The sequence below is a fragment of the Lutispora thermophila DSM 19022 genome (genome assembly GCF_900142105.1).
Taxonomy (GTDB): domain Bacteria; phylum Bacillota; class Clostridia; order Lutisporales; family Lutisporaceae; genus Lutispora; species Lutispora thermophila.
The window spans coordinates 371215-389270 of sequence record NZ_FQZS01000003.1; the positions used below are offsets into that span (position 1 = coordinate 371215).

The 18056-nt window shown below is 31.8% G+C and carries 25 protein-coding genes and 1 pseudogene; all 26 read left to right on the forward strand.

The window, feature by feature from the left end; genetic code table 11:
- The first annotated feature begins 72 nt into the window (after positions 1 to 72).
- The 26 genes and pseudogenes from aac(6') to BUB48_RS01990 all read left to right on the forward strand — a co-directional run bounded on the left by aac(6') (position 73) and on the right by BUB48_RS01990 (position 17962).
- The gene (gene aac(6'), locus BUB48_RS01865) at positions 73 to 507 is read left to right on the forward strand and encodes an aminoglycoside 6'-N-acetyltransferase (RefSeq protein WP_073023913.1); all 435 of its coding nucleotides are present in this window, start codon (positions 73 to 75) and stop codon (positions 505 to 507) included.
- 36 nt (positions 508 to 543) lie between these two features.
- Positions 544 to 1050 carry a GNAT family N-acetyltransferase gene (locus BUB48_RS01870; protein ID WP_073023915.1) on the forward strand — a complete coding sequence of 169 codons (507 nt, stop codon included), beginning with the start codon at positions 544 to 546 and terminating at the stop codon, positions 1048 to 1050.
- 70 nt (positions 1051 to 1120) lie between these two features.
- On the forward strand, positions 1121 to 1432 hold the full coding sequence (locus BUB48_RS01875) for a class I SAM-dependent methyltransferase (protein WP_073023916.1): 312 nt from the start codon (positions 1121 to 1123) through the stop codon (positions 1430 to 1432).
- Entirely contained in the window at positions 1372 to 1707 is a 336-nt protein-coding gene (locus BUB48_RS19010) for a class I SAM-dependent methyltransferase (protein WP_084524302.1), read from the forward strand. Before BUB48_RS01875 ends, BUB48_RS19010 begins: the two co-directional genes overlap by 61 nt.
- A complete protein-coding gene (locus BUB48_RS01885) occupies positions 1689 to 1880 on the forward strand; it encodes a hypothetical protein (protein WP_073023920.1) in 192 nt (63 codons plus the stop codon). The genes BUB48_RS19010 and BUB48_RS01885 overlap by 19 nt, the downstream gene beginning before the upstream one ends.
- Positions 1881 to 1929: 49 nt before the next feature.
- Positions 1930 to 2493: a hypothetical protein gene (locus BUB48_RS17465; protein ID WP_084524303.1), complete on the forward strand. Its 564-nt coding sequence runs from the start codon at positions 1930 to 1932 to the stop codon at positions 2491 to 2493.
- Positions 2487 to 2744 (forward strand): hypothetical protein, encoded by a 258-nt coding sequence (locus BUB48_RS17470; protein WP_084524304.1) that lies wholly within the window; start codon positions 2487 to 2489, stop codon positions 2742 to 2744. Before BUB48_RS17465 ends, BUB48_RS17470 begins: the two co-directional genes overlap by 7 nt.
- Before the next feature lie 263 nt (positions 2745 to 3007).
- The gene (locus tag BUB48_RS01895; RefSeq protein WP_073023922.1) at positions 3008 to 3553 is read left to right on the forward strand and encodes a DUF6144 family protein; all 546 of its coding nucleotides are present in this window, start codon (positions 3008 to 3010) and stop codon (positions 3551 to 3553) included.
- Positions 3554 to 3706: 153 nt separating this feature from the next.
- On the forward strand, positions 3707 to 4138 hold the full coding sequence (locus BUB48_RS01900) for an N-acetyltransferase (RefSeq protein ID WP_073023924.1): 432 nt from the start codon (positions 3707 to 3709) through the stop codon (positions 4136 to 4138).
- Positions 4139 to 4540: 402 nt separating this feature from the next.
- Positions 4541 to 5791, forward strand: coding sequence for a nuclear transport factor 2 family protein (locus tag BUB48_RS01905; RefSeq protein ID WP_073023926.1), 1251 nt, complete (start codon positions 4541 to 4543; stop codon positions 5789 to 5791).
- Between the two features lie 374 nt (positions 5792 to 6165).
- Positions 6166 to 7056: a GNAT family N-acetyltransferase gene (locus BUB48_RS01910; RefSeq protein ID WP_073023928.1), complete on the forward strand. Its 891-nt coding sequence runs from the start codon at positions 6166 to 6168 to the stop codon at positions 7054 to 7056.
- A gap of 667 nt (positions 7057 to 7723) precedes the next feature.
- Positions 7724 to 8488: a hypothetical protein gene (locus BUB48_RS01920; RefSeq protein ID WP_073023932.1), complete on the forward strand. Its 765-nt coding sequence runs from the start codon at positions 7724 to 7726 to the stop codon at positions 8486 to 8488.
- A gap of 481 nt (positions 8489 to 8969) precedes the next feature.
- Positions 8970 to 9578: pseudogene (locus tag BUB48_RS18410) on the forward strand (DUF5694 domain-containing protein).
- Positions 9579 to 9740: 162 nt separating this feature from the next.
- Positions 9741 to 9875, forward strand: a complete 135-nt coding sequence (locus BUB48_RS18765; RefSeq protein WP_278308935.1) for a hypothetical protein — start codon at positions 9741 to 9743, stop codon at positions 9873 to 9875.
- Positions 9876 to 10036: 161 nt separating this feature from the next.
- Positions 10037 to 10744 (forward strand): Type 1 glutamine amidotransferase-like domain-containing protein, encoded by a 708-nt coding sequence (locus BUB48_RS01935; protein ID WP_073023936.1) that lies wholly within the window; start codon positions 10037 to 10039, stop codon positions 10742 to 10744.
- Positions 10745 to 11597: 853 nt separating this feature from the next.
- On the forward strand, positions 11598 to 12221 hold the full coding sequence (locus tag BUB48_RS01940) for a class I SAM-dependent methyltransferase (RefSeq protein ID WP_073023938.1): 624 nt from the start codon (positions 11598 to 11600) through the stop codon (positions 12219 to 12221).
- A 342-nt stretch (positions 12222 to 12563) separates the two neighbouring features.
- The gene (locus BUB48_RS01945; RefSeq protein WP_073023940.1) at positions 12564 to 12827 is read left to right on the forward strand and encodes a hypothetical protein; all 264 of its coding nucleotides are present in this window, start codon (positions 12564 to 12566) and stop codon (positions 12825 to 12827) included.
- 230 nt (positions 12828 to 13057) lie between these two features.
- Positions 13058 to 13645, forward strand: a complete 588-nt coding sequence (locus BUB48_RS01950; RefSeq protein ID WP_278308937.1) for a DUF1361 domain-containing protein — start codon at positions 13058 to 13060, stop codon at positions 13643 to 13645.
- Between the two features lie 102 nt (positions 13646 to 13747).
- Complete coding sequence (locus tag BUB48_RS01955) at positions 13748 to 14176, forward strand: DUF4275 family protein (RefSeq protein WP_073023944.1); 429 nt, start codon at positions 13748 to 13750, stop codon at positions 14174 to 14176.
- Between the two features lie 153 nt (positions 14177 to 14329).
- Positions 14330 to 14851 (forward strand): YcxB family protein, encoded by a 522-nt coding sequence (locus tag BUB48_RS01960; RefSeq protein ID WP_242944141.1) that lies wholly within the window; start codon positions 14330 to 14332, stop codon positions 14849 to 14851.
- A 44-nt stretch (positions 14852 to 14895) separates the two neighbouring features.
- The gene (locus BUB48_RS01965; RefSeq protein ID WP_073023946.1) at positions 14896 to 15600 is read left to right on the forward strand and encodes a hypothetical protein; all 705 of its coding nucleotides are present in this window, start codon (positions 14896 to 14898) and stop codon (positions 15598 to 15600) included.
- A gap of 38 nt (positions 15601 to 15638) precedes the next feature.
- Positions 15639 to 16298 (forward strand): CPBP family intramembrane glutamic endopeptidase, encoded by a 660-nt coding sequence (locus BUB48_RS01970; protein ID WP_073023948.1) that lies wholly within the window; start codon positions 15639 to 15641, stop codon positions 16296 to 16298.
- Positions 16299 to 16473: 175 nt separating this feature from the next.
- On the forward strand, positions 16474 to 16680 hold the full coding sequence (locus BUB48_RS01975) for a hypothetical protein (protein ID WP_073023950.1): 207 nt from the start codon (positions 16474 to 16476) through the stop codon (positions 16678 to 16680).
- A 15-nt stretch (positions 16681 to 16695) separates the two neighbouring features.
- Entirely contained in the window at positions 16696 to 17085 is a 390-nt protein-coding gene (locus tag BUB48_RS01980) for a DL-endopeptidase inhibitor IseA family protein (protein ID WP_073023952.1), read from the forward strand.
- Between the two features lie 307 nt (positions 17086 to 17392).
- Positions 17393 to 17713, forward strand: coding sequence for a hypothetical protein (locus BUB48_RS01985; RefSeq protein WP_073023954.1), 321 nt, complete (start codon positions 17393 to 17395; stop codon positions 17711 to 17713).
- 15 nt (positions 17714 to 17728) lie between these two features.
- Positions 17729 to 17962 carry a hypothetical protein gene (locus BUB48_RS01990; RefSeq protein ID WP_073023956.1) on the forward strand — a complete coding sequence of 78 codons (234 nt, stop codon included), beginning with the start codon at positions 17729 to 17731 and terminating at the stop codon, positions 17960 to 17962.
- Positions 17963 to 18056: the final 94 nt, after the last annotated feature.

Below are 18056 nucleotides of genomic sequence, written 5' to 3' on the forward strand. Positions count from 1 at the left end.
AGACGCTAGTATTCAGGCTGTTTTAGTGTGCGAAAGATACAACCATTTGAGTTATTGTGGAGGTTATATTTCATGATAAGACAAGCAGGTATAAATGACAGTAGAGTCGTTGCAGAATTGGCAATATTATTATGGCCGGATAATGAAGTTAATGATTTAGAAAAAGAGATGATAAATAGCATTACTTCAGAGGATGGGGCAGTTTTTATATATTATAGTGAAACTACGCCAGTTGGGTTTGCACAATGCAGCTTAAGATACGATTATGTGGAGGGAACAGAAAGCAGTCCTGTTGGCTATTTAGAAGGTATCTATGTAAAGGATGAGTACCGTAAAAAAGGGATAGGGAAAAAACTCCTCATCCAATGTGAAGAATGGGCAAAAAGTAAAGGGTGCAGTGAGTTTGCCAGCGATTGTGAACTAGATAATACGGAGAGTTTAAAGTTTCATTTGCAAGTTGGTTTTGAGGAAGCCAATAGAATAATCTGTTTTAAGAAAAATCTATAAGGATAACATAATATAAGCAGATAAGGGGACAAGGAAATGAACATTCAAATTAAGGAATTACCAGATGATTTGTTTTTAACTACTGCAAAAATGATTACAAAATTAATGAATTATCATAGGAAGTTAAATAATGCTCCAAAAGAATATTGGCAAACTGATGAAGAATCTCAAGAAACTTTAAGAGAGTGGATTCAGGAAGGGTCAGTATATAATGTGTTTTTGGATAACGAAGTGGTAGGATTTTTTTATGTTAGATTTGGTGGACAAAATGCAGCATGGTTGGAGGATTTATTCATACTAGAGCAATATAGAAATAAAGGTATCGGAAGATATGCTATGAAAAAATTGGACGAGCTAATGATTGAGAAAAACGTGGTGGCCATATTTGTTGATGTTATACCGAGAAATACTGGTGCTATTAAACTGTATAGAGAATTGGGATTTGATCATCTAAATTTGATTCAATTGAGGAAGAACTATGATAAAAGGTTAGACAAAGAAGATGAAGTAGAAATATTAGGATTCAATTTTAAAAAGTATTAGTGAACTTATTTATTATTATAGTCAGACATAATCTATAAAGATTCAATAATCCTATGGAGGTGATTTTGTATTGGATCAAATAGCACAATATTATGAAGGATATGATGAGGAATCTAGATTGATTAAGGATAATTCTCATAAAGTGGAGTTTATTACAACGATTCATACACTGGACGATAAAATAAAAAAAGGTGCTAGAATATTAGAAGTAGGAGCTAGAACTGGAAGATATTCATTTTATTACCTCGATGAAGGACATGCAGTAACAGCTTTAGATATTGTACCTAAGAATGTTGAAATAATGAAAGAAAAGCTAAAGCAATCAATGCAAGGAATTTATCCCAATTTGATTCAAATACTTTTGACGCTGTTTTATGTCTAGGGCCTATTTATCATCTTCCAAAATCAGAAGATAAAATTAAATGTATAGGTGAAAGCATAAGAGTATTGAAGCCAGGCGGTATTTTGGCTGTTGCTTATATAAACAGGTATGCTGCATATGTTGTTCATATAAGTAGAGATAAGAACTATATTAATGATGAATCTTTAAGTAATATAGCTGAATGTGGAATGGAATTCAAGCATGATGAAGTCAAAAATTGTTTTATTTTTCAACCTACGATGAGATGGAAGAAACTATGGCTAGTTTTGATGTAGATAAGCTAGAACATGTTGGGACCGACGGGATAGTTCACATGATGAGGGATAATATCAACGCTTTAGATGAAGATGAGTTTAAGAAATGGCTGGACTATCACTTTATGACATATAGCAATCCAACTCTTATAGGATATAGCCTGCATAATTTGTATGTATGCAAGAAAAAGTAGCCATAAAAATACCTAATAATTTTAAGGAGAAGACTAAACGAAAAGATTTATGATAGGCCAATTCGGCCGTTATAATGAAGAAAAGCAACTGAGAGATTTTAGAAGTGATTTTTATGGTGTTGAAGCCTGCTTACTAGAAGATGATGCTGATATAGAAAGGCTAATTAAAAAAGCAGAGCATGATAATTTTAAGATAGGAGTTCACTTTCCTTTTAAGACCGGAGGTTGGAGATTAAGAGATCCTCAATATTTATCTAAAAATGAAGAGATAAAGAGAAGTTCTTATGAATACATAGAAGATCAAATTAGTTTACTGAAAAATATTAACATAGCGCATCTATTATTTCATTATCCCAAACCAGTATTATTGGATGAAAGAGTCGACTGGTCAAATTGGAGATTTGCTGATGATACAGAATATTACTGGGAATCAGAATATCCATACGAGGACTTTAAGTCCAACAGTGAGGAGTTTTTTAATTGGCTAAATGATATCAGCATAAGACATAACTTCACACCAGTATTGGAGTTTGATGCAGTGAACAAGTACATGTATGAATCCGATTTAGTTGAGTCTTTATTGGAGAAATATCCTCGTATAAAGCTATGTTAGATATAGGCAGAATACATTTACAAGATAAATTGGATAGAAACTTTGATGGATTAACATTTACCAAGAAGTTTGCCAAGCATGCTGAAGTAATTCATTTATGGAATGTTAAAGTCACCACCAATTTAGAAAACAGCTATTATCCGGCATTGTCTCATTTGCTGCCGGAAGAAGGCTGGGCGGATGTTGAAGCTTATCTCAGTATAATAGGAAAAGAAAATATAACTTGCAATATATTATTTGAGCATAGATAAGAACTTATTTCAGATGAAGATCTTGAGCGTTGTTATAACTGGATAGACAGCATATTAACTATATAAAAACTCAATATTTTTCTAAAGTTAAAATATCGATTCTACTTAATCTCCAATATTAGGGAAAATAAATATCCGATACTAAAAGTAATGCATATAAGACCCTGAGGGCTGTGTCTCTTAGGGTCTCGATTTAAAACAGAAGAAATATTAGATGAGGAATATCGTGCATAGGATCAATTTGATTACGGAGAGTGATGACAATGGCAATATTTAAGTTTTACCAAATTTACAGGAGTATTAAGGAAGAGCTAGGAGAAGACATGGTTTTAAAACTATTTCCTGAATACCCAACCTTACCGGATAAAATGTCTTCACAAGAACAGGCTAAGTTAGGTAAGTTAATAACAGATAGAATGGATGAGCTATTAGATAAAGAAACTATTTCAAGGGTAAGACATAAGCATTGTTGTAATGTTCCAAAGGAGCATATCGTAAAAATTAAAGAGCTTAAAGGAAGATGCAGCAGCATTGATGAAATACTAACAGAGTATTCTGATTTTCTCTCTCCAGGACATGTAAAAAGACATGAAAACTCACTTACTTTTTCATTTGGTTGGGGCAAATGTGTATGTGGCATGTTTCGCAAACTAGAAAACTATGAGCCGGTTTCAGAAACATGGTGTGAATGTTGCAATGGTCATGTTATAAAAATATTTAACATGATTTGTGAAAAAAACACTTCGTCAAAAATTATTGAAACAGTGGCTTGTGGCGGCAAAGACTGTATTTTTGAAGTAAACATCTGATATACATACTCATCTCAAAATCAAAGCTAAATTCCATGGAAAAACTTAAAAATGAAAATAAAAGATTAAGAGAATAATTATATAAATCACTGAGTATAAAGTGTAATTAAGTGTGAAGCAAAGTTTTAAATTTATAAGGCAAGGAGAAAAGTTATGATAAAAGAATTAGATATATCCAAAATAGATGATATAATGAGAATCTGGGCTGAAGAAAATATTAACGCTCATGATTTTATCCCTAAAGATTATTGGGAAGCAAACTATGAATATGTGAAAGATGCTTTACCAAATGCAACTGTTTTTGTATATGAAGATTGTGATGAAATAAAAGGATTCATAGGTATTGTTGAAAATTCATATATTGCAGGGTTGTTTGTTTCGCAAAAATATCAATCTAATGGTATAGGCGGAAAGTTGCTTGATAGATGTAAGCAAGAATATCCTTTTTTAAAATTGGATGTTTATGCTAAAAATTTAAAAGCAGTAAACTTTTATAAAAAACATGGATTTAAAATAGAACAAGAAAAAGAGAATGAAGATACCAAAGAAATAGAATATTCAATGGTATGGGAATTGCAAAAATAATGGATTCTACTTGCGACTAGTTTTTTATATGATGAAATATTATCAAAGTTATTAACATGTTATACACTGAAACAACTATGATACGAAAGGAAGTGACTTTTAGGGAGGAATTGGTAATTACAATACATTCTCTCACTAAGGATAGGCAATGTCAAAGTGTGAATGTTGCAATGGTCATGTTATAAAAATAATTAACATGATTTGTGAGGAAAATACTTCATCAAGAATTATTGAAACAGTGGCTTGTGGTGGTAAAGACTGTATTTTTGAGGTAAAAATCTGATATAGAAGCAGGAAGTTGTAAAATAAGATATAAAGGACTTTTAAATTATGTCATTATCAAAAGAATTTTTTGATTTAGAGAAGTAAACTGTTAAAATGTGGTAAGGGAGATTTTTGATAATGAAAAGTTTTGGAATTCAATATCTAAATAAGTTATCCGAAATACCAGTAGAAAAGAACAATATGTTGCAAGAGTCTAATACGGAGAGTTTGGAGATTAGGGAGGTTCTTCGTCAATTTCAAGCTGGATATACAAAGAGAGACATAAAAAATATTGATGATTATGTTAAAGAACTCTTTATAAAAAGTGATGATACGTATGTTCTTGGAACTGGAACAGGTGAACTGTTTTTAGGTATTGAACAGGTAAAAACATTGCTCAAAAATGACTGGGAGTATTGGGGAGATGTCAATATAGATTTAGAGAACATACATATTGACATTGAAAATGAGGTTGCTTGGTTTGCTACTACAGGTACTGTTAAATATACTTTTCAAGATACAGAAGAAAGGTATGATAATTATATAAATTTTATCAAAAACAAAACTAAAGAATCTGAACTCACAGGGAAACAAAAAGTTGCATTTATTAACTGGGTTTTAGCTCTAACATATCACCAAAGAATAGATAAACAAAGAGAATATTTATGGGCTCTGGGTTTAAGTGGAGTTCTATTAAAAGATAATGGTAAGTGGAAGTTTGCTCAAATACACTTTTCTATTCCAAAATCAGACTTTCCAGATGAGCGTTTTGAAAACTCTAAAGAGTACATTATCAATTATAACAATCAAAATGCAATTGCTGATAAATATTTGAATAGTAAGAGCCAGATAGATAAAGAAATAAAATCACTATTGGAAAGTTTAGAAACAGAATTATTTGGTCAGCAATATATTTCAAAAGAATTAATCAGCAAATACTTCACTATTGATAGTGCTCCTTATATTATTGAGACAGACAACAAATGCTGTATAGGAGCAGAACAAATAAAGGAATTCTTTGACATGAATAGCGGAACTACTCTCGCGTTAGATTTAGAACACGCTATTGTTTCAAAGCAGAATGGAATTACATGGGTAACTGTTTGTGGTTTATTAAAGGGCAGCTTAACAGAAGAAAAATTATATGAGCGGGTTTTAGACGAAATTGATAATTTGTTTCAAGCAAATATATCATCAAAAGATAAATTATTCGCTATACATAGAAGTGTTTCCTACGTACTAAAAGAAAGTGCTGCAGGAGAAAACTATACTTGTCCTATTAGACTTACAGCAGTTGTCAAGAATTGTATGGAAAGACCTGTCTTTCAAAATATACATTTTTCATTTCCTTGCTACTGGATATTTGAAGGTAAATTGGATAGTTTATAAATATAGAATTAAAAGGAAACATACATATAAAGTAATTAACCATCTTTTATATGATGTAATATCATCAAAGCTATTAACATGTCATGCACTGAAACAACTATGATACGAAAGGAAGTGACTTTTAGTGAGGAATTGGTAATTACAATACATTCTCTCACTAAGGATAATCAATGTCAAAACTATTTGCTAGTTTCATCACGTTACCAATATTTATTGCTATATCAATACTGATACTGTATATTACAATTAAAATGGCTGTAAAAAATGCAATAAAAGAACTTAAAAAAGAAGGTATATTGTAAAAGGTAATTTTCCTATGGTTAGAAGTAGTGATAGTATATATATATTACATAAGAAATGAGTGAAATGAGAAATTGAAATGCAATATTAACGGTAATGAATATGATTTTATTAAAGATATCAAAGATGACGACCAGGTAAGAAAAAGCTTTAATAGGTTGGCACAGGAAATCTTTGGCCTGAGCTTTGAGCAATGGTATAAAAATGGTTATTGGGGCAATGACTATATTCCCTATGTTCTTTTAGACGGGGATAAGGTGGTGGCAAATGTTTCCGTCAATATAATAAATACAAGATGGCATAATCAGGCGAAGCTTTATATTCAACTGGGAACAGTTATGACTGATAAGAAATATAGAGGCAAAGGCTTATCTAGATGGCTCATGGAGAAGGTTTTGGAGGATTGGAAGGATAAAAGCCATGCTATTTATCTTTTTGCCAATGATAGTGTGTTGGACTTTTACCCCAAGTTCGGTTTTGAAAAGGCAATAGAGTATCAGTATAGCAAAGCTATAAGCAAAAGGGTTGTTAATGTTAAAAAACTTGATATGTCATTGGCACAGGATATAGAGCTTCTGCTGGATGCATATAAGTATTCAAATCCTTTTTCGGCTTTACCTATGGAAAACAATACTGGGTTGCTTATGTTTTATTGCTCACAACTCATGAAGGAAAATGTTTATTACATTGAGGAATATAAAGCAGTAGTAATTGCTGAGCATGAAGCTGAAAAGTTGATTTGCCATGATGTTTACTGCCCAGGGGAGTGTTCATTAGATGATATTCTATGTACAATGGCTAATGAAAATACTGAAAAAGTAATTCTTGGCTTTACACCAAAGCTAACAAAGGACTTTCAAGTAGCGAAACATGAAGAAGACAATACAACACTGTTTATATTAAAAGGAAAAGAAAATCTATTTGAGAAAAACATGCTTATGTTTCCATTGTTGTCTCAAGCGTAGTGAGGTTAATATTATAGGAGCATCCAATTTGGAGGCTCTTTTTGCTTTCAACCATATGATTTATTTAACTTTTCTGATGTTAAAGAGGATACTTAGCAATAATTTAAAGATTCCTTTTAAAGCTTTAATATCAAGAAACTGTATCCTGTCATGTCTGAAGCATTCCTTAGCTATTAAAGGAATATTTATATCAAGTACATACAGTGGTGGCTTTGTGGTTATGATAGAAAGACTATCATGGTGTGTGCACATATCCTCGAGAAATACATTGGCAGCATCATAAGGCTATCGGACGGAATGGATATAGGTAAAATTTTGTAGAAGCTAAGGAAAACATATACATTTATGCTAAACATAGCAGTATAATGTTAATTGATAGTTAGTAAGTTATGCATAATACCTGCTAAATCCTTCATAAATGAGTTAGACACATGTATTTTAATGATATAGGCTGTTCTCAGAGTGATAGGCGAGTTAAACTTAGTATGCTTACAATGCAGAATGAAGCCTTGGCATTGATTTTGATATACAGATGTCTTGTGAGTGAGCAGGTGGATACAAGATATAAACTGTAATGAGGACATGGAATGTGTCAGCTCATGGCATTAGCAAATGAAGGTAGCTATGTGAAAGATTTTGTAAATACAAGATATATGGGGGTTTTAGTGTGAAAAACATAAAAACGGTATCATTTGTAGTTTTAATTATTAGTGCTTTTCTTTTATCCAATTGTTCTATTTCAGAGGGCGTGTCTGTAAGCAGCAGTCTTACTGATACACAAGATATTTTGAATAAAGTGTTTGCAGAAGGAGAACATAATATTTCAATTATGCAAATAGGACTACCAAATGATATAGCCGAAAGAGTAAATGAGATAAATAAAAAGTTTGCACAAAGTGTACAACAAAATCAAGAATGGTTTCTCGACTACATGAGGGAGCATGGAGATAAAGAAACTCTTCCTTGGAATGAGAAGTTTGGTATAAGCGAAGATGAATATAACGAGTTAATATCATCAGGGGATAAGATGACCTTAATTGAAAGTATGAAGTCTACTATAAGCATTGTAAGAGAAGATGATGGAAAGTTAATTCTAAAATCAAACCCAGACTTACCATATCTAAGTGACATAAAGATCGATACTGAGAATAATTGCTTAATATCTGATTCTGGAGTGTTTAGGTATATAAAAGCAGTTAATGCTTCTGATAAACAGGCAGTCACAGGTTCTTGGAGTGGTGGTTTGTGGAGATTAGACTTTGAAGAGCTTGAGGACATTAATAATGTCGACATAAATAAGACTTATGGTAATATTAACATTTATGTAGGACAATTGGAGAAGACAAAGCAATTTTTGGTTTACTACGATGAGCAAGTAATACATGAAGGACAAGGATATAACGGTGAGGAAATTATATTGATAAATGATTAATACCATTCATAAGGCTCTACTGAGATATCAGTGGGGCTTTTATTATGCCTAAAATTGCAAATTAGTTGATATACATGAAGAAGGGAAAAGTACATAGAAGCCGGGAAAACATATACATTTATGATAACATAGTGATATAATGTTAGTTAATGGTATATAAGGATATAAAAAGACAATTCTAAGCCATTATACCATCTGCTTTAGAAAGTAAATGGAGTATGTATAAATCGTGTCCTTGGCGATGCAGCTCGCTCTCTAAAGTCATATGAAGGCAAAGTAAAATCCTGCCGAAAACTTTTATAGTAATTTGATAGTTTCTACTATTTGTTAAGCAGTGTGAGAATAGTTTTTGAGAGAGGATGCAAAGAAAATGGATAAGCCTAAAATAATGATTCTTGGAACATTTCATATGGGAAGTTATAAAAGTCTATATAATACTGATTTTGATGATCTTATGAGTGATAAAAGACAGAAAGAGATAATGGAACTTGTTGATAAAATTAAAAAGTTCAAACCTACAAAAATAGCGGTTGAACGTGAGTATAAATATGAAGATGAGTTAAATGAGAAATATATAAGATATGTTAATGGTGAAACAGATTTGGAAATGCATGAGTCACAGCAAATTGCATTTAGGCTGGCTAAATCTTTGGGGCATAAGAGGATATATGCAGTAGATTGGATGGAAAAAGGAGCTTCAGCCTGCACAATGGGTGAGGTTTATGAATATATGAAAAAAGAGGAGCCACAGTTTTTGAACTTATTTGATGGTTTAAATTTTACGCCTGATGAAAATTGTGCAATTTCTGATGTATATCGCTTATTCAATGAAAAGGAGTTTATTACTAAAACACACAAAGCTTATGTTAACTTGGCGAGAGTTGGAATCAATGATGGATATAAGGGTATGGGTTGGCTCATATGATGGTATCAGAGAAACCTTATAATATTTGCTCATTTGTCTCAGTTGATTGAAGGACCAAATGACAGGATTTTTTTATTGATTGGTGCAAGTCATGTGGGAATATTATCCAATTTTCTTAATGAGAGTGGACTATTTGAAGTTGTGGAGCCGTTAGATTATTTATAAAGCATATATGTTAGCATGGTGAAATTTTACCTTTGAGTCAGGAGAAACCGATCTTGATTCATCGTGATATTTAAAAGTTAAGTGGTACTATATGAGTTAAAATTTAGCTATTTTATTGTTGCAAAACTAGTTTATGAATATGATGTTTGTAGAATAGAGGATTTGTCAAAACAAAAGGATGAGTTAACAGGCAGGAATGTTATAAGTGATATTCAAAAAGAAAGATATGGTTATCTTGAAATGATAATGAAAGATAAAACAAGCTTAATTGATGTAAATATAAAATTCGATTGCTAGTGGTGAAAGAGCAATAAAGTGATAAGAATATATAATATTAAATGCTCATGCATGCAATTGGGAGACATCTGCAGTGATAAAAACTGCAAATTTGAATGATATAAAAGCTATATCCATAAGATATGAGGTATGTTGTAAAAGAAAAACTGGAGGTTGGATTTATGGGAAAAATTGTTGCTATTGGTGGCGGGGAGCTGAGGCAAGGTGAAACCGAAAAAATAGATAGATTTATTGTTGGATTATCAAAGAAAGATGCTCCCAGATTGCTTTTCATACCAACTGCAAGCAATGATGCAGAGGGTTATATTGAATTGGTGAAAGATAAATATGGTCAATTGGCATGTAAGGTGGATACTCTTTGCTTAGTCACAAATATCTATAGCGATGAGCAAATTCGAGAGAAGATATTTAATTCGGATATCATTTATGTGGGCGGTGGCGATACTGAAAGAATGATGGAGAAATGGAAAGAGCATAGAGTAGATGTTTATCTGAAGGAAGCCTACAAGAAAGGAATTGTGCTGTCAGGATTAAGTGCAGGCTCTATTTGCTGGTTTGTATTTGGTCATAGTGATAGCGAATATTTTAAAAACCAAAATCAGTGGCAATATACAAGAGTTTATGGATTAGGATTGATACCTGCCGCCCATTGCCCTCACTATAACGAAGAAGGCAGGGAAACATTTGATGGGATGATGTTCAACGAAAGTATTCCTGGATTTGCTTTGGAAAACAGCACTGCATTAGTTGAAATAGATGGTAAATATCAAATATTAAAAGCAGATGAAAAGCGAAAAGCATATATATTGAGGTCAAAGGGCAATTGTATTATAAAAGAAGAGTTGCCTGAAGGGGAATTTTATTTTTAACTAAAAAGGTGCATTATATGAAGTGAAAAGCATACAATATTCGTATTTTTCATAAGAAAGAATGAGGACTAAAGAGAAAAGGCAACGCAATATTAATGGAAATGAGTATGATTTTATAAAAGATATCAGAGATGACCAACAAATAAGAAAAAGTTTTAATCTGTTAATATAATAAATACAAGATGGCAAGACAAAGCAAAGTGTTATATTCAACTGAGAACAGTCATGACTGATAAAGAATATAGAGGTAAAGGCTTAAGCAGATGGCTCATGGTGAAGGTCTTGGATTTATACCAAAGCTAATCGACGGCTTTAAAGTGACAAAAAAAAGCAAACAACAGCTTTGTAGAATATACATAATACTTATATATTAGTAGGAGCAACCGTTTATGGATGCTCTTTTTTTACTACGCGGTATTATTTATTTGTAGGGATAACTACTCAATGAGGAGTTGTTTAGAGTATCTTTGATTGCAATAGTTATATGTGTATGTTTTCAGTAAGTATATTGACGATATCATAAATTGATTGGATAAAATGGGGATAAAGAAAGTTATAGAATTTTAGTAAAATATATACATTAATGATAAACATTATAGTATAATGTTTAGTGGTGTATCTTTGCATTGCAATTACTTGATACCGGATGGCGCATAAGAAGCATTTGAATTATTTGCTTTCGGCAGTTGTAGCTTTTCCATATTAGACTAGGTAAAGCTTTGAGGCATAAAAGATGTATGCAGTAGGTTGGATGGAAAAAGGAGAATGAAAGGATCTTTTTGTTGATTGGCGGAGGACATAATAAAAATGATGAATTTTGAGATATTTTATTTTGGTAAGGGAGAACATTCTTATGCTAGATAATAAAGGTTTTGATTTGTGGGCTAATGGCTATGATGCAAGCGTCAATTTAAGTGAGGAAAGCAATAGATACCCTTTTGCGGGATACAAAGATGTTTTAAACATCATCTACAATACTGTTTGTACTAAAGAAAAAGCGACTGTATTAGATATTGGTTTTGGTACGGGGACTTTGACAAAAAAATTGTATGATGACGGATATTTTATATATGGAATTGATTTTTCAGAAAGAATGATTCAGATAGCAAGGGAAAAGATGCCTTTAGCTCAATTGTTTCAATACGACTTTTCAAAAGGATTGCCGGAGAAACTTGATAACGTACGGTTTGATTATATTATTAGCACTTATGCAATCCATCACTTGGAGGATGAGGAGAAAGTCAAATTTTTAAATGAATTGACTGATTACCTATTGGATAATGGTGAAATCCTCATTGGAGATATTGCCTTTGAAACAAGAGAGTTATTGGAAAAGGGCAGAATAAATTCTTTGGAAGATTGGGACTCCGAAGAAAGTTACATTGTGTTTGATTATTTAAAAGATTTTTTTCCAAAAGAGAAGATTTCGTATTTGCAGGTATCACATTGTGCAGGAATTATGAGACTAAAAAAATAGGCTAACTGATTCATTGCATATAAGTTATGTGCTGTACCGGATGATTTTCATAACAATTGCAAGCAGCGACGCAAGGGGATGAATGGAGTCGATCAGATATGAATATGATCAACTAGTATGTAATAATGGGGAAGGATGAAATATGAAAAAAGCATTAATGCTATAATTGCATTAATCTCATAAATATGTCTGTCTTGGCAGTATAAGTGATAATCAGGATTTCTATGGTACATGCAAATTTGAAAAAGTAAGCTATTTATCACCTCTCTCATCTTCTACCGTTGATTATGTCAATGAAAAGATGGCAGGGACTAGATATATTATTGAACCAGATTTGCTTAAATGGAATCTGAAGACGGTATCGTTGAAATCAAATCTCCTGATTATGTGAAGGAAGAAGTTAAGGGTAATTTGTCTGCATTGTATGATGCTGATGCTATAGATGGAAACAAGGTTGAGTGGCAATATACTATATGTGGCAAGGAAGGAAATAAAACTTATTGGAGATTGTATGTTTCTTCAGGCTATTTGTGGATTGCTTCCTATGTAGATAATACAGCAGACGGTTCAGAGATTATTATGAGTATATATAGATTGACAAAATAATATTGAATGGTGAGTTTTTACAGCTGGGTTTATCTCTTTTTGCATTAAAGCTTTGTTCATATCCTGATGGCTGAAAACGAAAATTTGATTGTTAATCAAGAAAAACAAACATGGCAGGTGTGATGATGGAGAAGTTTTCAAAAAAGTATAAAGATATAATATTATTCATGTTAATATATTGGTTTATTTGTTTTTTAGCCTTTTTTCAAGAGATTAGTTTCATTTATGTAATGTTATCATGGAATGTTTTATTGGCAGTATTGCCGTTGCTTTTTATACATAAAGCAGAGGTTGGTATGAAAAGCGATAAAACTATATATTCGATTTTATGGATGGTGGCATGGATATTGTTTTTCCCAAATTCTGTTTACATGATAACAGATTTTATTCACATATCGGGAGATAAGTTCATGTGGATAGAAGAAGTTAGAAAGTATTCAATGGATAGACCTGTAGTTTATGGCAATGATATTTTAATTTGGATTAAATTGTTAATTATTGGAGTGGGATTCCTATTTTCTTTACTGGTTGGATTGGAGTCTTTATATATTTTTGAGCAGAATATGAAAGTAATGACTTCTAAGAAAACGTCTATTTTAACAGTACTAATAGTTTCATTATTATCTGCAATTGGTGTTTATATAGGAAGATTTCTTAGGTTTAATAGTTGGGATATATTCTTTAATCCGGTCCAATTGCTAAAAGAGGTAACAACAGTTATAAATACTTTTGCCATGCAATTTATTTCTGTTTTTACTGTATTTATAATAGTTTGTTATATGGTTTATAGGATTTTTAGAAAAATTGCTTTATGTTGAGTAATGATGTAGAAATCCACATAATTTTGCCGTTGTATGATTTAATCACATTTATCTATTAAACAAAGGATATATAACAGTAAAAATATCAAGGAGGATAATATGGAATTAGTTAATATACTTAGGAATAAGGGAGTTATGGTAACAGAGATTAATAAATGGGGAACCTATCTAAGGAAGCAATGGGAAGACAATTTTGCAAATCATTTAAGCCACAAAGAGAAAAGGGATATTTATCTTTTAGACAATGGTGGATTCTGCGGATATTTATGGCATTTGTTCAGTTATGAGAAAAAAGACTGTATGAAGGGAGAAGAGGCCGAAAAGTTTTTTAATGATGAGAATAAAGATTCTTGTTATGTGTTTTGGCAGCATACAGATTATGCTTTAATCCTAGAGAATGCAGGATTATTGAAATCAAGCGATTTTGAGGATGAGCATGATGTTTATGTTGTGGACAAGGAGTTTAATTGGACCTATGTGAAAACCCATGAGACCGGATTATGTGGACCTTATTTCAGTAGAAAGTGATATTAAAGACTAAGATATACAGTCTTCCAGGTAGCATATACGAACCTTTAACTTATTAGGCAAAATGCAATCTATTATCTATAGATTGATGTAGAGTCAGATAATTTGCATATAAACATTGAACGAAGTTTATATTGAAATGGAGGATAAGAAATGGAAGAACCTAAAATCATAGTAAATACCATTATGACCAAAGAAGATTACAGGAAATTTTTGTATACAGCTACCTTTAGGAGAAGCAAACTGATAATTCCTATGCTATGTTTAATCAGTCTGATAGGAAGCATTTTGATAAATTTTCGAAATAACGGTATTAATTTGATATATACTTTGTTATGTTGGGTTTTTTTGCTTGCTTTGTCGATTATAGTTGTTGCTTTTAGAGTTGAAAGAAAGAACGCCCAGCGGATTAAGACAGACAAAACCGGTGCTTTTGACAGTGTTAATACATTAAAGTTCTATGATGATAAAATTGCTATGGAGAATGAGGCTCTTAAATCAACAGGTGAGCTAAAGTATGAGCAGTTCTATGCTGTAATGGAAAGCAAAGATTATTTTATTTTTTATTTAAATGTAAATCAAGCCTCATTAATAAGAAAAAAAGATATTGATAATCTAAAAGAATTTAGGGAGTTTATCGTCTGTAAATTTAGAGGGAAGTATAAAGAGATTTAAATAAATAGTTGTTAATTAAAAAATCAATGGCTGAAGGTGATTTTATGTTGAGAAGAATAACCCGTTTTCTATTTTTTTCAGGTATATTAATATTTCTATTTACGTCATGTTCGCCTAAAAAAGAAAGCGATATGACTTGGTCCAATGATTCTACTGAAAGTAACGAGGGGTATCCTGATATTGTTGTAAATTCACCAATCACATTATCCAATAATGATTTATTCAATATAAATGGGAAGCATCAATATTTAAGATTGAAAATGGTTAAGGGGAAATATTATGAGAACTGGAATCCGGGTGCATATATGGGCACATTGTGGGAGGGTTATTTCATTATTGAACTGGCGGATGATCATGGTAACACCATTGCCGTTACCGATTTAAGCAAATCCTTCGAAGAGCCGCTGATTTTTAATTCTCCATTTGAGATTCAATTTGATGATTATAATAACGATGGGGATATAGATTTTACAATAGGACAGTATGCAACAAGCAATGGTACAGATTACAAGCTGTTTACATTGAGAAAGGAAGGAAATGTAGAAGAATTAGTTATAAGAGATTATCCGACATTATTCATCAGTGATGAATCAGGACATTATTCGACTAAGCTAAAAAAAGCGGATGATATATCATTTAAGAGACAGTATTATGATAATTCAACAGGTAAACATATTGAGGATATTTTTAGATGGGATGGGGAAGAGTTTGTTAAAGTTGAAAGCTATGAGGTAAAAGATAGAATGTAACATGAAAAAATATATATGTACTTTGGGGGGACGATTATTTGGGTTCAGCTGCAATTGGCGTGAGGCATGTAATTGCTTGGATAGCTGTATACATTATTGTATGTGGAATAATTCCTGTTGCATTAGATGTGATAATCTTGAGAGCGTTAGATAAAGGGGTTTCAGCTTGGATTAATCTTCTAACGATTATTGTTTTGAATACCATATTTTTGCGTACTTTAATAATGAGATATAAGTTAGAAGTGAAGATTTTCAGCAATATATCATTTAGAGGAGTATTATTGGCTTGCGTCTGTTCGGTTTCATTTTTTATTTTGCTTGATAAGATTATAGATCCTTTTATTGATGGCATTTTTGTTACTAGCGCAGAAGAATACAGAAGAACGATAGAGCTGATGAGACAATTTCCCGTTGTAAGCTTCATACGCGTATGTTTGCTTGCTCCGGTAGCGGAAGAGGTATTAATAAGAGGTTGTATATTAAATTCCTTACAGAATAAATATGGTTTAATTCTTTCGCTCGTCATATCATCACTTTTATTTGCCATACTTCATTTCAATTTTGTTCAAATCATATCAGCGGTAATATGTGGCCTCATATTGGGATTGCTTTATATAAACACAGGGTCATTGCTTGTTTGCATTTTGGCTCATTCCTTGTATAACGCCATTTCATATTTTACAAGTGTTCTATTGTAGATCTGTTCTATTACAAGCATTGACTTATAAGGTATAAAGGTAATGATGATTATGATAAAGAAACATGATGGCATAAGTATATAAAATTCTTGATATGGATTGTTGCAATGGAGAGATTTTCGGTCAATTAAAATAGAAGATTAAAAGATGCTTGTAATGCGTGGGGGGGTATGTTATGAAAAAGGTTTTGAGAGGTATGTGTTTTATATTGACTATGTTATGTTTTGTAGCTTGCAGTCCCTTGGAAGCCCCTGCAAATAAAGATGAGAAGGCTACATCCGATACTGAAGAGTTTGCATACATGTCTGATGGAGTTTCAAAAATTCCTACAGATGAAGAGGTGAAGCTTGCATATCTTAAGGCACGGGAAGCATACTTCTGATTTGATTTATATACAATGCCATATTATGAAAATACCGAAATGGAATACAACGGAAATATCTATTGGAAAGTTGCTCAAGATGGTTTTGAATCCTTATTTGATTTGAAAGCATATTTGAAAGATTTCTTTTCTGATGAAATAATAGATTCTTTACTAGAAACTGATCGTTATATAGATATCGATGGAGTTTTATATACTATTGATGCTGCTAGAGGAACAGACATTTTTGCTGGAGAAGAATATCACAGAATTATCCGTGAGAGTGATAAGAAAATAATTTATGAAGTAACTGTTGATATATTAGATGAAAATTTTGAAAAAGTTGTGGATAAAAAGATATATTCTTTTCCATATGAACTTATAGAAGGCAGATGGGTGTTTACTGATTTTTGCCTTGTCAGATAATTGCAAAAAGCATAAAAATATTAAAGCTATGGCATAGAGGCAAGCAATTTAACAGAAGTTTGCAGTTATGGTATGTTACTATTGGGTGTTGCTTTTAAGGGGGAGTAGGATGAAAGAGTAATCTATGAGAATTACAGGGAGATTAGTGTAAATCCATAATTAAAATGGAGCTTTGATGAGTATAAAACTCAGTGGAGCAAAGATGACAAGTATGTATATATCATAGATAGTATTTATGATTCAAAAACGATAAAACGATACCTCTAGAAGGCTGTGTTGTTTTTCATGGGTTGATAATACCGCATCATTGAAGTTCAATGAATATGAGTTGCAAGAGAAAATTAGAGAAGATTTTGAATCAAAAAGGTTTAAAGAGTTTTTAGAGGAAATTCATAAGGAATCATTGGAAGAGAAATTCATGCAACTTATTGAATCAATAAAAGAATCTGAAGAATATAAGGAGCTACATCATCAAATCATTGAGATTCAAAATAGTTATCTTATTGAGCTTGAAGGAAGAATAAAAGAACTGTTAAAGGTTGTAAATGATACTACATATGTTCATTACAATGTGAGCGGTAGATATTATTTGAAAGATATACAGGCAGAAGAAATTGAATTTAGATGAGGAGGATAATAGGAATTGAGTAATATTGATAAACGAGATAAACTTAAAGAAGAACCTTTTTCATATAAAATATCTAAAGACAATAAGGTATTTATATTTTGGCATGGAAAGCAAGTGATGATATTAAAAGGAAAAGAAAGCGAGAAATTTATATCAAAAGTGCAAAAAGCAGATTCAATGGAAGCGCAACTTATAATGGCTAAAGTAACCGGTAACTTTAAACATGGAAATGAGAGAATGAATAAATAGGATTATGAACTAATCTATTATAAAAACTTCGATAAATTTTTGACAAACTTTTAATATTGTATTATAATCAATTATGTAAAGGTAAATATTAGAA

Coding starts and splice junctions, on each gene's coding strand:
- BUB48_RS01935 (WP_073023936.1), top strand. CDS start 10,037: ATGGGAAAAATTGTTGCTATTGGTGGCGGGGAGCTGAGGCAAGGTGAA.
- BUB48_RS01980 (WP_073023952.1), top strand. CDS start 16,696: ATGCCATATTATGAAAATACCGAAATGGAATACAACGGAAATATCTAT.
- BUB48_RS01965 (WP_073023946.1), top strand. CDS start 14,896: ATGTTGAGAAGAATAACCCGTTTTCTATTTTTTTCAGGTATATTAATA.
- BUB48_RS01895 (WP_073023922.1), top strand. CDS start 3,008: ATGGCAATATTTAAGTTTTACCAAATTTACAGGAGTATTAAGGAAGAG.
- BUB48_RS01955 (WP_073023944.1), top strand. CDS start 13,748: ATGGAATTAGTTAATATACTTAGGAATAAGGGAGTTATGGTAACAGAG.
- BUB48_RS01960 (WP_242944141.1), top strand. CDS start 14,330: ATGGAAGAACCTAAAATCATAGTAAATACCATTATGACCAAAGAAGAT.
- BUB48_RS01945 (WP_073023940.1), top strand. CDS start 12,564: ATGGAATCTGAAGACGGTATCGTTGAAATCAAATCTCCTGATTATGTG.
- BUB48_RS01975 (WP_073023950.1), top strand. CDS start 16,474: ATGAAAAAGGTTTTGAGAGGTATGTGTTTTATATTGACTATGTTATGT.
- BUB48_RS01940 (WP_073023938.1), top strand. CDS start 11,598: ATGCTAGATAATAAAGGTTTTGATTTGTGGGCTAATGGCTATGATGCA.
- BUB48_RS01870 (WP_073023915.1), top strand. CDS start 544: ATGAACATTCAAATTAAGGAATTACCAGATGATTTGTTTTTAACTACT.
- BUB48_RS17470 (WP_084524304.1), top strand. CDS start 2,487: ATGTTAGATATAGGCAGAATACATTTACAAGATAAATTGGATAGAAAC.
- BUB48_RS17465 (WP_084524303.1), top strand. CDS start 1,930: ATGATAGGCCAATTCGGCCGTTATAATGAAGAAAAGCAACTGAGAGAT.
- BUB48_RS01885 (WP_073023920.1), top strand. CDS start 1,689: ATGGCTAGTTTTGATGTAGATAAGCTAGAACATGTTGGGACCGACGGG.
- BUB48_RS01950 (WP_278308937.1), top strand. CDS start 13,058: ATGTTATCATGGAATGTTTTATTGGCAGTATTGCCGTTGCTTTTTATA.
- BUB48_RS01900 (WP_073023924.1), top strand. CDS start 3,707: ATGATAAAAGAATTAGATATATCCAAAATAGATGATATAATGAGAATC.
- BUB48_RS01905 (WP_073023926.1), top strand. CDS start 4,541: ATGAAAAGTTTTGGAATTCAATATCTAAATAAGTTATCCGAAATACCA.